Below are 12867 nucleotides of genomic sequence, written 5' to 3'. Positions count from 1 at the left end.
TCAGTAAAAAATGAGAGACCGGTGGTGCAAGCCTTGCGTCAGCAGACGTTCATTAGAGCAAAGCGACCTGTGAATCCGAACGAAGCATTACGCATGTGCTTGCTTGCTTTTCGCATGCTGCCCATGGCGCGACCAGCGCCGGACCGTGGGTTGATACCCTCGGGCAAGCGCGGCAGCACTGTATTTCCAACCAGTATTCGGGGGCGAAATGCGTTAGAATGCGCCGACGTTTCAGCTTAAGTCTTTATCAAGAATCACCGCCATGCTCACCCTCACCGAACTCGAAGATGCAATCAACTACTGGCGCCAGCAGCGCCCGGCCAGCGGAGAGGAGTGCGCACTGTCCCCCGAAGTCAATGCCCTCGCCGGGCTGTACGCGCTGATGATCTTCCATCGCCGTCATGAGGTCGACCTGGAACAGATCGATGCACAGGCACGTCAACTGATCGAGGCCTGGCTGGCCAGCTGATCGGTGCCACCAGGCATTTGCCGGCACTTGCATATTGGTCCGGTCACGTTCCCGTAAGCGCGCTATCCTAGACTCCTTGACGATGTGGTCGCCCTGGCGGTGACAGGCACTCCCTGAAAGGATGAACGATGCGCAAGGACCCCGAACAGACAGCCCCGTCCGCTCCCCGCAAACCCGCCAGCCGGTCCGCCGTGCCGGCGGTCAGGCCGCGCGTGGCGCTGGTGCTGCAAGGTGGTGGCGCGCTGGGGGCTTACCAAGCTGGTGTCTATCAGGCCTTGCACGAGCACGACCTCACGCCGGACTGGGTGGTGGGGACCTCGATCGGTGCCATCAATGCCGCCCTGATCGCCGGCAACCCGCGCGAGACCCGCATCGCCCGTCTGCGCGAATTCTGGGAAACGGTGGCCCACCCCGACCTGTTCGACCTGCGCCAGGTGCCCGATGCACTGCGCCCCTGGGCCACCCGCGTGACTACGCTGGATACCTTCCTGCGGGGTGCACCCGGCTTCTTCCGGCCGCGCCCGCTCAATGCCTTTTCGCTGGGCCTGCCGGTGTCACCCGAGGACGCCAGTTTCTATAGCACCGCCGAGCTGGGCGAGACCTTGTCGCGGCTGGTGGATTTCGATTACCTCAACAGCCAGTCCGGCATCCGCATGACGGTGGCGGCGGTCAAGGTCACCTGTGGCACGCTGGTCAACTTCGACTCCCGAGAGCAGCCACTGGGACCGGAACACGTCATGGCCAGCGGCGCCCTGCCCCCGGGTTTCGCACCGGTACGGGTGGATGGCGAGCTGTACTGGGACGGTGGCCTGTATTCCAACACGCCGCTGGAAGCCGTCCTCAACGATGAGCCGCGCACCAACCTGCTGTGCATGATGGTGGACCTGTGGCATGCCGACGGTCCCGAACCGCGTACCCTGGAAGAGGTGCAGACGCGCGAGAAGGACGTCACCTTCGCCTCGCGTTCGCAGCGCCACATCGATGCCTACCTGCAGCAGTACCACCTGCGGCGTGCCGCCCATGCACTCTATAAACGCCTGCCGCGTGAAATGCTGACCCAGGAAGACAAGCAGATGATGGCCGAGCTCGGCGCCGACAGTACCATTCACATCGTCCGACTGGCCTATGCAGGACGAGACTGGAACATGGCCTCCAAGGACGTCAACTTCGCCCGTGGCTCGGTGTTGTGGCGCTGGGAACAGGGTTACCAGGACGGCCTGCGCGCCATCGCCCTGGGCAAGGGCTGTGCCTTCAGCGAGACCGACGCCGGCATCGTGGTGCATGATCTACCCGGCGGCCATACGCAGGTGCGGCCTGAGAAAACGACCGAACGTTCGGCTTGATTGCCCGCAAAGCCGCTGCGGGCGTGGCGTCGCATAATTTCCACGACGCCCGGACTATTTTTGTGCGGCGCACAAATAACACTTGATTTCACCAAAGAAGTGCATAAAATAGGAATTGTTGCGGCGCACAAATCATGATTGTTTGTTGATTCTGGTCGAAAGCCGCTCTCGAAAGCCGATTGTTTGATCGTCACGCTCGTCGGCAAGCTCATTTGCTCATTTGTCATATCTATCACCTAGGAGATGAACATGTTTTCGTACCAAGATCAGTTTTCCGCCGCTACCAAGGCCAACCTGCAAGCCCACCTGGACCTCATCAACAGCCTGACCGCCAAGGCCTTCGAAGGCGTGGAAAAGATCGTTGAACTGAACCTGTCGGCCACCAAGGCCACGCTGGAAGAAGCCACCGCCGCTGCCAAGCAGCTGGCCTCGGCCAAGGATCCGCAGGAACTGCTGGCGCTGGCCGCTGCACAAGCCCAGCCGGGCGCCGAGAAGGCCACCGCCTACAGCCGTCACCTGGCCGGCATCGTGTCCTCGACCCAGGCTGAGTTCACCAAGGCGGCTGAAGCCCAGATTTCCGAAACCAGCCGCAAGCTGTCGGCCCTGATCGACGAGATCAGCAAGAATGCGCCCCCGGGTTCGGAACAGGCCGTGTCCATCCTGAAGGCCACCCTGACCAACGCCAACGCAGCCTACGAGCAACTGTCCAAGAACTCCAAGCAGGCTGTGGAAACCCTGGAAGCCAACCTGGCCAACGCCACCAAGCAATTCACCGCTGCGGCTGAAAAGACCGTCGCTTCGGCCCGCGCCAAGAAGTAAGCCACAGCGCCAGGCCATACCAGCAAGGCAAACGAAAAACGCCGCTCCGGGCAACCGGAGCGGCGTTTTGCATGGGCGGTCGGACAACCCGTCCGGTAGCGGACTAGCTGCCGGCAATCAGGCCTGCGCCACCATGTCCAGCGCCAGCGCCTCGGCCACGCGGATGCCGTCGATGGCGGCCGACATGATGCCACCGGCATAACCGGCACCCTCGCCGGCCGGGTACAAACCCTTGGTGTTGAGACTTTGCAGGGTGTGGTCATCACGCTTGATGCGGATAGGCGAGGAGGTGCGCGTTTCGATGCCGGTCAGCACGGCGTCGTGCATGGAATAACCACGAATCTGCTTCTCGAAGGCCGGCAGCGCCTCGCGGATGGCCTCGATGGCGTAGCTCGGCAATGAGGGATTGAGGTCACCCAGCTTCACACCCGGCTTGTAGGACGGCTCCACGCTGCCCAGTTGCGTCGAGGGACGGTTGGCGATGAAGTCACCCACCAGTTGGGCCGGCGCGTCATAGTTGCTGCCGCCCAGCTCGTAGGCGCGGCTTTCCCACTCGCGCTGGAAGGCAATGCCGGCCAGCGGATGACCGGGATAATCGGCCGGCGAAATGCCCACCACGATACCGCTGTTGGCATTGCGCTCATTGCGGGAATACTGGCTCATGCCGTTGGTGACCACCCGGCCCGGCTCGGAAGTGGCCGCCACCACGGTGCCGCCCGGGCACATGCAGAAGCTGTACACCGAACGACCGTTGGCAGCATGGTGCACCAGCTTGTAATCGGCCGCGCCCAGGATGGGATGGCCGGCGCCGGGACCGAAGCGGCACTTGTCGATCAACGACTGCGGGTGTTCGGCGCGGAAGCCGATGGAGAACGGCTTGGCCTCGATGTAGACACCGCGTTCGTAGAGCATCTCGAAGGTATCGCGGGCGCTGTGGCCGATGGCCAGCACCACGTGGTCGGCCTCGATCTGTTCGCCAGTAGACAAGGTCAGTCCGCGGATGCGGCCCTCTTCGATGAGCACGTCCTCGACCCGCTGTTCGAAGCGGAATTCACCGCCCAGCTTCTCGATCTTGTCGCGCATCAGCTGGATCATCTTGACCAGACGGAAGGTGCCGATGTGGGGCTTGCTGACGTACATGATTTCCGGCGGCGCATCGGCGGCGACGAATTCGGTCAACACCTTGCGGCCGTAATGCTTGGGGTCCTTGACCTGGCTGTAGAGCTTGCCGTCGGAGAAGGTACCGGCGCCACCTTCGCCGAACTGCACATTGGATTCGGGCTTCAGTTCGCGCTGGCGCCACAGGCCCCAGGTGTCCTTGGTGCGCTCGCGCACGGTCTTGCCGCGTTCCAGGATGATTGGGTTGAAGCCCATCTCGGCCAGGATCAGCGCGGCAAACAGGCCGCACGGCCCGAACCCGATGACCACCGGACGCTTCTTCAGGGTGGCCGGGGCGCGAGTGACGAAATGATAGGAAGTGTCGGGCGTGGGGCCGACATTGGTTTTCTTCGCGTTACGCTGCGAGACCTCGGCCTCGTTCCTGAGCGCGACATCGATGGTGTAGTTCAGGGTGATGGCCGTCTTCTTGCGGGCATCGTAGCTGCGCCGAAACAGGGTGAAGGACAGCATCTCGTCGGCCTGGATGCCCAGGCGCTCGAGGATGGCGGCGTTCAGTTCATCTTCCGTATGGTTCAACGGAAGGCTTAGTTCAGAGATGCGCAACATGTGCGGAGACTTTCAACAAGGCTGGGGATGCAGGAGGCGGCGCGCCACGGCGGCCGGCAGGGTCACGGCGGGCGGGCTGCGCGAAAGGCGACATTCTACTCCAGCAGGCTGGCCGGCCCCAACCCACCGCCGTCCGGCGCCAGTTGCGCACGCGAGACAGCCCGCTGCCCTCCCCTGCGAAACTGGTTGCACTACGCAATCATCTGGCCGTACATTGATTGCACTTCGCAACCATATGATCCATCCGGGAGAACGCCATGGACTACGACGGCCTGCAGCTACCGTCACGTGAACACACCATCCGCCAGTTGCGGGAGCTCTCGCGCAAGCTGGTGCGTGAGCTGGGCTTCATGCGCAGCACGCTGGCCGGCAGCGACATGGCGCCCTCGGCGGTGCATGCCATCCTCGAGATCGGGCTCAATCCCGGCATCCAGGCCCGCGACCTGGGCGAGTTGCTGTATCTGGACAAGTCCAACACCAGCCGCCAGGTAGCCAAGCTGGAAGCGCTGGGCCTGGTGCGCCGCACGCCGCTGGAAGGCGATGGGCGGGCCTTCAGCCTGGCGTTGACCGAGGCCGGACAGGCCCTGCGCAAGAAGATCGACAAGTTCGCCACCGACCAGGTGTCGGCGGCGCTACGGCGGATCGTGCCGGAAGACCAGCAGGGCCTGCTGCGGGCACTGGCGCTGTATTCGCAGGCGCTCTCGCGCGAGAACCCCAATGCCGCAGCGTCACAGGAGCGGGAGCCGATGCCATTGTGCAGCGGCTACCAGCCCGGCTGCATCGGCGACATCGCCAGCCTGCATGCGCGCTACTACGCCGAAACAGCCGGTTTCGGCGTGTTCTTCGAGCACAAGGTGGGTAATGAGCTGGGTGCCTTCGCCCAACTGCTGCCGGCCGCCGGCAAGCAACTCTGGACCCATGTGGAGCAGGGGCGCACGCTGGCTTCGATCGTCATCGATGGCGATCCCGCCAGCGGGGTGGCCCACCTGCGCTGGTTCATCGTCGATGACAGCCTGCGCGGCGCCGGCGTGGGCCGGCGCCTGCTGGAGGAGGCCATGGCCTTTGTCGATGCGCATGGATTCGCATGCTATCTGTGGACTTTCCAGGGGCTGGATGCGGCGCGCCACCTGTATCTGGCGGCAGGCTTCGCGCTGGCCGAGGAGTCACCGGGCGAGCAATGGGGCAGCCGGGTGGTGGAGCAGCGCTATGTGCGGGCAGCACGTGGCAAGGTGGCGGAAGTGACCGAACCAGCCCGGCGCTGATCGAGCCGGTATCGCAAAGTATCCATCTGCCTGGAGTTGTTACCGCAGCCGGATGCAGCGCTGCGCCCGCCCCGGTGCTGGCGCATAGCTGGCCCACATCAGGAAACAACTGGAAACACAACATTACAGTCTTAAAGAAGAGCGGCTCCTACAGTGGCTTCACGGCGCGACCACAGCGACGCGCTGCATCCACCACCATGCTGTCCATTACAGGAGTCCATGATGAAAACCACAACAAGCCGCATCGCCTTCGCCCTTGTCACCACCCTCTCCGCCCTGGGCGCCACCCTGGCCACCGCTCCTGCCGCACAGGCGCAGGTGGTCGGCGTGGACGTGCGCATCGGCACGCCACCGCCGGCCCCGCGCTATGAAGCCGCCCCGCCGCCGCGCCACGGCTATGCCTGGGCACCGGGCTACTGGGCCTGGAACGGTCACCGCCACGTCTGGGTGGGTGGCCACTGGGAACGCATGCGTCGTGGTTACGCACGCTACGAGCCGGCCCACTGGCAACAAGGCCCGGGCGGCGGCTGGCATTTCATTCCGGGGCACTGGGCGCGTTGATCGCGTCGAGTGCACCGGCTGACAAACCCACGAAGCGGGCCGGGTCCAGGGCTGATATCAGGTCACGCGGCAACGGCAAGGGCTCGCGCTCGATCATCGAGGCCAGCAGTTCCGCCATCAGCGGCGCCCAGATCAGGCCCCGCGACGCGTAGCCCAGCAAACCGTAGAGCCCTGGCTCCTGGCCCGGCAGCGCACCCACCAGCGGCAGCCGGTCGGGCGCGATACAGCGCTGACCGACCCGCCCGCCCAGATCGGGATCGGCGGCACCCGGCAACCCCGGCTGCCCATGGTGCTGGTCGATCTCCGGCAGCATGTGGCGCAGACGGTCGAGATTGTCGGCGTGGCTGTCGGCCCGCAAGGCGGGATCATCGAAACGGTCGTAGCTGGCGCCCATGCAGATTTGTCCGGCATAGGGCCGGGTCAGATAGCCGTCACCGCACAGGGCGTGCGGCAGGTCGGGAAATCCTTGCGCCGGCAGATGCGTGACCTGGCCGCGCACCGCATTCAATGGCAGGTCGGCCGCCTGGGCCAGCGCCCTGGCTTGCGCACCGGCCGCCAGGATCACCACCGGCGCCTGGGCGATCACGCTGCCGTCTGCATCCAGGGCCTGCCACTGCTCGCTCTCCTGCAGCCGCTGCAGGCGCGCCACGGCGCGACCGAAGTGGGTGGCGAGCTGTCCGTATGAACCGGCCTGCGCCAGCAGGCGGCGACAGACCGAAGGCGGATGCAGCCAGCCCGCTTCGGGGAAGAAATAGCCGCCGCCCATGGTCGGCATGCCCAGCACGGCAGCGCTGTCGTCGGCCGACATCCAGCGCGCATAACGGGCCGGATACTGCCACTGCTGCGCCCCCTGCTCGAAGGACCAGGCCTGCTTGGCATCGCGCCCGAACTGCAGGATGCCGCAGCATTCTCCGGTGATGGCCGCGCCCTCCTCCAACCCCACGCCCCCCAGTGCCTGCCAGCGTTGTGTGGCGAACAGGAAGGCGGCACGCGTCAGGCGCGCCAGCGGACTGTCATCGCGTGCCAGCGCCGGCATGAATAGGCCGCCGTGATTGCCCGAGGCACGCGTGGCCACGTCCGGCCCGGCATCCACCAGATCGATACGCCAGCCGCGTGCGGCCAGGCGTTCGGCGACGGCCGTGCCGGCCAAGCCGGCGCCGATCACCAGCGCATGGCGAGGCTGGCGCGGTTGACGCTGCAACGGGGTATCACTGGCCGCCACGTGCGAAGCCGGGCGCGCCCAGGCCGGCGCGTAGCGCAAGGCCAGCACGCCGGCCCGCAGTTGGCCGCAGGGGCGAGCAATAAAGCCGACCTGGCGCATCGCCGCCGTCAAGGCCTCCACCTCCCCCCCTCCCCACACCATGGCCTGGGCACCGGTCCAGGCCAGGCGCGCCAGCCGTTTGCAGGCATGTGCGTGCCAGGGCGGTGCAGCGGCGTCGAAGCGCTGCGGATCGGCATGCAGGTAGAACAGATCGACCGGCGCCTCCAGCCGTGCCAGCTCTTCTTCCAGGGTGCCCCAGATCAGCGTCAGCACCACCCTCCCCTCGTCCAGCAGCAGCCGGTGCGTGCCTGGCAGCGGCAAAGGCCAGGCTTCGCGCAAGGCCTGTGCATAAGTTGAATCGGGATGCAGGGCGTCGGCCGCCGGCGGGTGCGGCAGGATGGCGATGTAATGCAGGCGCTGCACTGGACCCGGCCCCCGCTGCCGGGCGAAGGCATGCCAGGTGGCGAAGAAGGCAAGGCCCAAACCGAAATGCAGGTCCAGCACCACGGCCGTGTGCTGCGCGCTCAGGCAATCAGGGAGTTCCACCGGACCGGGCGCCGTTTGCGCCGCGTCGGCGCGCCAGGCGGCCAGCAATTCCGGGGAGGCAGGTTGGAGGGGGCAGGCAGGCATTATCGGGACATCCAGAGGCAGGATCGATCAAGGCCGCCATTCTACGCCGCCCGCCATGGCAGACCTTGCGTCTTGACAAAGCCGACCACCCTCCATAATCTGCATACAGAACACAGAAAAAGCGAACGTACACGCCATGCTCAAGATCGCCGCCCCCACCCAGCTCATCGAACAGGTCTACCACGCCATCCTGGATGCCATCTGCACCGGTGCCCTCGCACCCAATAGCAAGATCACCCAGGAAGGCCTGGCCGAACAACTGGGCGTGTCGCGCCAGCCCATCCTGCAGGCGTTCCAGATCCTCCGGCGCGAGGGCTTCATCACCGATGCCGGGCGCAAGGGGGTGATGGTGACCGCCCTCGATCCACAGCGCCTGCTGCAGCTCTATCAGGTGCGTGCCGTACTGGATGGCCTGGCCGCACGCGACTGTGCCGCGCACTGCAAGCAGGACGCGGCGCGCCGTGCCGCCGTTGCCAGCGAGGCCCGCGCTCTGGTCGCAGCGGCGCGCGCCCTGCCGGACATGAGCGACCTGTCGGCGCGCATCCGGGCCGACATGGATTTCCACCAGTTCCTCTATCGCAGCAGTGGCAATCCCGTCATCGCCGAGACCACCGCCCTGCACTGGCAGCACATCCGCCGCGCCATGGGTGCCATCCTGGCCGGTGACGTGCGCTCGCACCAGAGCGTGTGGGACGAGCATGAGGCAATCCTGCAGGCCGTGCTGGAGGGCAAGCCGGCACTGGCCGACAAGCTGGCGCGACAGCATGCCGAGGGCGCGGCCGAACACCTGGCGCGGGCGCTGGATGGTACCCAACAGACAGGACAGGCCGGTCAGCAGGCCTGAACCACCCTCCCCTTCATTCGCGCGCAGCACCGCTGCGCCCAGCCATGCTTGCCATCTTCAATATCGTCTTTCCGATCTTTTCGCTGATCTTCCTGGGATGGATCTGCCGTCGCCGCAACATCCTGTCGGCCGGTGCGGCCAGCGAGCTGAACCGCTTCGTGATCTGGCTGGCGCTGCCGGCGCTGCTGTTCGACTCCATGTCGCGGCTGACGGCGGCCGACTTCGCCAACCTGCGCTTCATCGGCGTCTTTGCGGCGGGCGTGGCACTGGTATTCCTGCTGACCGCATGGTTGCGCCTGCGCCAGAAGGCGGCAGCGGCCGACGTCATCATCGACAGCCTGGGCAGTTCCTACGCCAATGTCGGTTTCATCGGCATCCCCCTGTGCTACCTGGCCTTCGGCCGCGAGGGTCTGCCGCCCTCGGTGATCGCGATGGTGATGACGGCCTGCCTGCTCTTCGCGGTGGCCATCGTGTTGCTGGAGACCTGCCTGCACGCGCCGGCCGGGCTGGGGCAGACGGTGGTGAAAGTGGGGCGTTCGCTGCTGCGCAATCCCATCATGATCGCGCCGATGGCGGGGATTGCGGTGGCCATGAGCGGGGCCAGCATTCCCAGCGGCGTGCAGCAGTTGTTCAAGATTCTGGGGGGCGCGGCCAGCCCCTGTGCGCTGGTGTCGCTGGGGCTGTTCCTGGCGCAGCCGGTGCAGCGTGGCGAAGGCGCACCGGTGTGGCTGCTGGTGGCCTTCAAGCTGCTGCTGCAACCGGCGGTGACGGCCGTGCTGGCCTACTGGATATTGCCGCTGCCACGGGTGTGGGCAGACAGCGCGGTGTTGCTGGCGGCGATGCCGATCGGCACCGGACCGTTCATGCTGGCCGAACTGTATCAGCGGGAAGTGACGGCCATGTCGCGCGCCATCCTGATCTCCACCACCCTGTCGCTGCCGACCATCGCCGTGATCCTGGCCTGGATCGCGCACCATTGAGTCCTGATGCGCAGCACCGGCAGCGCGGGCGCACTTACAGCATGACCCGTTCCTCGCGCAGGATCTGTTCGAACTTGTCGGCTGGTACCGGCGGGCTGAACAGGTAACCCTGGATCTCGTCGCAACCGTAGTGGCGCAGGTAATCCAGCTGTTCGTCGGTTTCCACGCCCTCAGCGATCACGCGCAGCTTCAGGTGGCGTGCCAGCGAGATGATGGATGCGGTAATGGCGGCATCGTCGGCGTCGATGGTGATGTCGCGCACGAAGGAGCGGTCGATCTTGAGCACGTCGATGGGGAAGCGTTTCAAGTAGGCCAGCGAGGAATAGCCGGTGCCAAAGTCGTCGATGGACAGGCGCACGCCCAGCTTCTTCAAGCCCGCCAGGATGCCGATGGCGTGCTCGACATCGGTCATCATCAGGCTCTCGGTCAGTTCCAGTTCCAGCGAGGCCGGCGGCAGGCCGGTATCTTCCAGCACGTCGGCAATGGAGGAGACCAGGTCCTTCTGCAGGAACTGGCCCACCGACAGGTTGACCGAAACGCTGATGTCTTCATGCCCCTTGAGCTGCCACTGGCGGCACTGCACGCAGGCGGTACGCAAGACCCAGGCGCCGATCGGCAGGATCAGGCCGGTCTCCTCGGCCAGGCCGATGAAGCGTGCCGGCGAGACCATGCCCAGTTGCGGATGCTGCCAGCGGATCAATGCCTCGCTGCCGATCACGCGCCCACTGGCCAGGTCCACCTTGGGCTGGTAATGCAGCAGGAATTCGCCGTGGTCCAGCGCATTGCGCAGGTCGCCTTCGATGCGCAGGCGTTCCAGCGCCTGCTCGTTCATCGCCGGCGTGTAGAACTGGAAATTGTTGCGACCGGTCTGCTTGCCGCGATACATGGCGATGTCGGCGTGCTTGATCAGGGTCTCGCCATCGGTGCCGTCGTTGGGATAGCAGGCCACGCCGATGCTGCAGGTCATGAAGAGGGTATGTCCGCCCAGCGTCACCGGGGCCGCCACGGCATCCATGATGCGTTGCAGGCTGCGCGTATCCAGTGACAGCTCATCCTGCTCCGGCAGGATCATGATGAATTCGTCACCGCCCAGGCGCGCCACGGTATCGGCTTCACGCACCGCCGCGCGCAGTCGCCCGGCCACGGTGCGCAACAGGGTATCGCCGGCCTTGTGGCCCAAGGTGTCGTTGACGAACTTGAAGCGGTCCAGATCGACGAACACCACCCAGAGGGCCTGCTTCTGCCGCTCGGCCACGCCGATGGCCTGTTCCAGGTGATGACGCAGCATGTGGCGGTTGATCAGGCCGGTGAGCGTATCGCGGCTGGCCTGGAATTCCAGTTCGGCTTCGTAGCGCTTCATCGAGGTGATGTCGTAGAGCGCCGCCACGAAGTGGGTGACCTCGCCACTCTCGTCGCGCACCGGGGCGATGTAGAAGTCGTTCCACAGCTCCGAACCGTCCTTGTGATAGTTGCGCAGGACCACGTTGCGCTCGCGCTGCTCGCGCATGGCGATCCAGACGGTCTCGAAACCCTCGGGATCGCTGTCGCGCCCCTCCAGGAAGCGGATGCTCTTGCCCACCGCCTCGGCGCTGCTGTAGCCGGTGATGCGGGCGAAGGCCGGATTGACGTATTCGATGGTGTAGTCGGGCTGCCGTGCCGACAGGATCAGGATGGCGTTGGCACTGGCCTCGATGGCCTGGTGGCGCAGGCGCAATGCGCGCTCGGCCAGCCGGCGGGCCTTGATATCGTCCGACAGCAGGGCATTGGTGGTGCGTAGCTCGGCGGTCTTGTCTTCCACCAGTTGCTGCACGCGGTGCGAACGCATCGACAAGGCCCGCATGTAGGCTGCGCCCAGCACCGAGGCGATCACCCCCGCCAGCAGGATCAGCAACGAACCGTAGTGATCGGCGAAGACCGACCGCGGAGGGATGCTGACCTCCATGTGCCAGGTCTGGCCGGCGATGTCGAAGCTGGTAACGGTGTTGGAGGGATGGCGAAACAGTGTACCCGGCTTGAGCAGATGATCCAGCCAGTGCGTCTCACGGGGCGCACTCTCATGGTGGTACACCAGATTGCCCGGCTCGGCCTGGGGACCGACGTAGATGCGCAGGCCGATTTCGTGATCCGATGTCAGGCCGGCGCCGTCAAGGATCTTCTGCACCAGGCCGTTGAGTTCGAGTACCGCCGTGGTATCGCCCACCAGCAGGGCGCGCCGCGCCGCATGATCGGTGGGCTGCACGCCGCCACGGTAGACGGCCTGGATCACCAGCAGGCCGCGCTCGTCAGGCCCGGACTGGGCCAACTGGAGCGGCAGCGTCGACGCCGGCCGGCCACTGACCAGCGCCGCGTCCAGGGCATGCCGGATGGCGGCGTTGCCGGACACGTCCAGCCCCAGCGCGGCTTCATTGCCCACGGTCGGCTCGACGTAATCGACGACGAGGTAGGAGGGTTGTTGCGGCGCGCTTTGCAGACGGCCATCCTGCAGGGCGGTGATTTCGAAGCCCGGCTTGGTGCCCTGGCGCAAGGCTTCGAACACGGGACGGTCTTCGTCCGAGACGAAACGCTGCACGCTGAAGGCGCGTACATAGGGGTAGCGTTCCAGCAGCGGACGAGTGAAGTTCTCGAACTGCTCACGGCTGGGATCGCCCACGGTGGCATAGAAGTGGTTCACCACCGACTGCACCTGGACCGCCTCTTCCAGCCCGCGCTGGATGGTAAAGGCGCGCAGACCGGCCCGGCGCTCGAAGTCCAGGTTGACGGCATCCTCTTCCAGGTGGCTGGTGGCGACGAAGACCGTCACGGTGGCGCACAAACCCAGCATCAGCGTGAGCGATGCCGACAACGTTGCCCCCAGCTTGTTGATCACACGCTGCATAAACGAATCGTTATATCTCTATGGAGCCCGATCATAATCTGGACTATCCCTCGTTATCGGCCGTTGCGGATTTATTTTTAATCGGCGCACTGCCGGCG

At 65.3% G+C, this 12867-nt stretch carries 10 protein-coding genes; 7 read left to right on the top strand and 3 right to left on the bottom strand.

Going from position 1 to position 12867, the window contains the following annotated elements; translation table 11 throughout:
* Nucleotides 1–262: 262 nt before the first annotated feature.
* The 3 genes from I5R65_RS23025 (at nt 263) to phaP (ending at nt 2631) form a co-directional block, all read left to right on the top strand.
* Entirely contained in the window at nt 263–469 is a 207-nt protein-coding gene (locus I5R65_RS23025) for a DUF3717 domain-containing protein (RefSeq protein WP_006463402.1), read from the top strand.
* Nucleotides 470–597: 128 nt separating this feature from the next.
* Nucleotides 598–1812, top strand: coding sequence for a patatin-like phospholipase family protein (locus I5R65_RS23020; RefSeq protein ID WP_180671064.1), 1215 nt, complete (start codon nt 598–600; stop codon nt 1810–1812).
* Between the two features lie 249 nt (nt 1813–2061).
* Nucleotides 2062–2631, top strand: coding sequence for a TIGR01841 family phasin (gene phaP, locus I5R65_RS23015; RefSeq protein ID WP_180671065.1), 570 nt, complete (start codon nt 2062–2064; stop codon nt 2629–2631).
* 117 nt (nt 2632–2748) lie between these two features.
* On the opposite strand, the gene I5R65_RS23010 is transcribed toward phaP, so the two are convergent.
* The gene (locus I5R65_RS23010) at nt 2749–4356 is read right to left on the bottom strand and encodes an NAD(P)/FAD-dependent oxidoreductase (protein WP_180671066.1); all 1608 of its coding nucleotides are present in this window, start codon (nt 4354–4356) and stop codon (nt 2749–2751) included.
* A gap of 257 nt (nt 4357–4613) precedes the next feature.
* Here I5R65_RS23010 and I5R65_RS23005 point away from each other — a divergent pair, with 257 nt between their 5' ends.
* Nucleotides 4614–5618, top strand: coding sequence for a helix-turn-helix domain-containing GNAT family N-acetyltransferase (locus I5R65_RS23005; RefSeq protein ID WP_180671067.1), 1005 nt, complete (start codon nt 4614–4616; stop codon nt 5616–5618).
* A 222-nt stretch (nt 5619–5840) separates the two neighbouring features.
* A complete protein-coding gene (locus I5R65_RS23000) occupies nt 5841–6179 on the top strand; it encodes a YXWGXW repeat-containing protein (protein WP_180671068.1) in 339 nt (112 codons plus the stop codon).
* On the opposite strand, the gene mnmC is transcribed toward I5R65_RS23000, so the two are convergent.
* Entirely contained in the window at nt 6154–8070 is a 1917-nt protein-coding gene (gene mnmC, locus I5R65_RS22995; protein ID WP_180671069.1) for an FAD-dependent 5-carboxymethylaminomethyl-2-thiouridine(34) oxidoreductase MnmC, read from the bottom strand. The two genes, I5R65_RS23000 and mnmC, sit on opposite strands and share 26 nt — an antisense overlap.
* Nucleotides 8071–8206: 136 nt before the next feature.
* Here mnmC and I5R65_RS22990 point away from each other — a divergent pair, with 136 nt between their 5' ends.
* Together I5R65_RS22990 and I5R65_RS22985 are read left to right on the top strand one after the other, a co-directional pair.
* Nucleotides 8207–8914 (top strand): GntR family transcriptional regulator, encoded by a 708-nt coding sequence (locus I5R65_RS22990; protein ID WP_180671070.1) that lies wholly within the window; start codon nt 8207–8209, stop codon nt 8912–8914.
* A 44-nt stretch (nt 8915–8958) separates the two neighbouring features.
* Nucleotides 8959–9894 (top strand): AEC family transporter, encoded by a 936-nt coding sequence (locus I5R65_RS22985; RefSeq protein WP_180671071.1) that lies wholly within the window; start codon nt 8959–8961, stop codon nt 9892–9894.
* Between the two features lie 34 nt (nt 9895–9928).
* On the opposite strand, the gene I5R65_RS22980 is transcribed toward I5R65_RS22985, so the two are convergent.
* Nucleotides 9929–12769: an EAL domain-containing protein gene (locus tag I5R65_RS22980; protein WP_180671072.1), complete on the bottom strand. Its 2841-nt coding sequence runs from the start codon at nt 12767–12769 to the stop codon at nt 9929–9931.
* Between the last annotated feature and the right edge of the window lie 98 nt (nt 12770–12867).

It is taken from the genome of Herbaspirillum sp. AP02 (assembly GCF_015767275.1).
Taxonomy (GTDB): Bacteria; Pseudomonadota; Gammaproteobacteria; order Burkholderiales; family Burkholderiaceae_D; genus Herbaspirillum.
Note: the sequence above shows the minus strand (reverse complement) of the source record. Positions and strands in the feature narration are given on the sequence as shown.

What these genes read in the sequence shown, in the direction of transcription:
- I5R65_RS23025 (WP_006463402.1), top strand. Translation starts at nt 263, where the DNA reads ATGCTCACCCTCACCGAACTCGAAGATGCAATCAACTACTGGCGCCAG.
- I5R65_RS23020 (WP_180671064.1), top strand. Translation starts at nt 598, where the DNA reads ATGCGCAAGGACCCCGAACAGACAGCCCCGTCCGCTCCCCGCAAACCC.
- phaP (WP_180671065.1), top strand. Translation starts at nt 2,062, where the DNA reads ATGTTTTCGTACCAAGATCAGTTTTCCGCCGCTACCAAGGCCAACCTG.
- I5R65_RS23010 (WP_180671066.1), bottom strand. Translation starts at nt 4,356, where the DNA reads ATGTTGCGCATCTCTGAACTAAGCCTTCCGTTGAACCATACGGAAGAT.
- I5R65_RS23005 (WP_180671067.1), top strand. Translation starts at nt 4,614, where the DNA reads ATGGACTACGACGGCCTGCAGCTACCGTCACGTGAACACACCATCCGC.
- I5R65_RS23000 (WP_180671068.1), top strand. Translation starts at nt 5,841, where the DNA reads ATGAAAACCACAACAAGCCGCATCGCCTTCGCCCTTGTCACCACCCTC.
- mnmC (WP_180671069.1), bottom strand. Translation starts at nt 8,070, where the DNA reads ATGCCTGCCTGCCCCCTCCAACCTGCCTCCCCGGAATTGCTGGCCGCC.
- I5R65_RS22990 (WP_180671070.1), top strand. Translation starts at nt 8,207, where the DNA reads ATGCTCAAGATCGCCGCCCCCACCCAGCTCATCGAACAGGTCTACCAC.
- I5R65_RS22985 (WP_180671071.1), top strand. Translation starts at nt 8,959, where the DNA reads ATGCTTGCCATCTTCAATATCGTCTTTCCGATCTTTTCGCTGATCTTC.
- I5R65_RS22980 (WP_180671072.1), bottom strand. Translation starts at nt 12,769, where the DNA reads ATGCAGCGTGTGATCAACAAGCTGGGGGCAACGTTGTCGGCATCGCTC.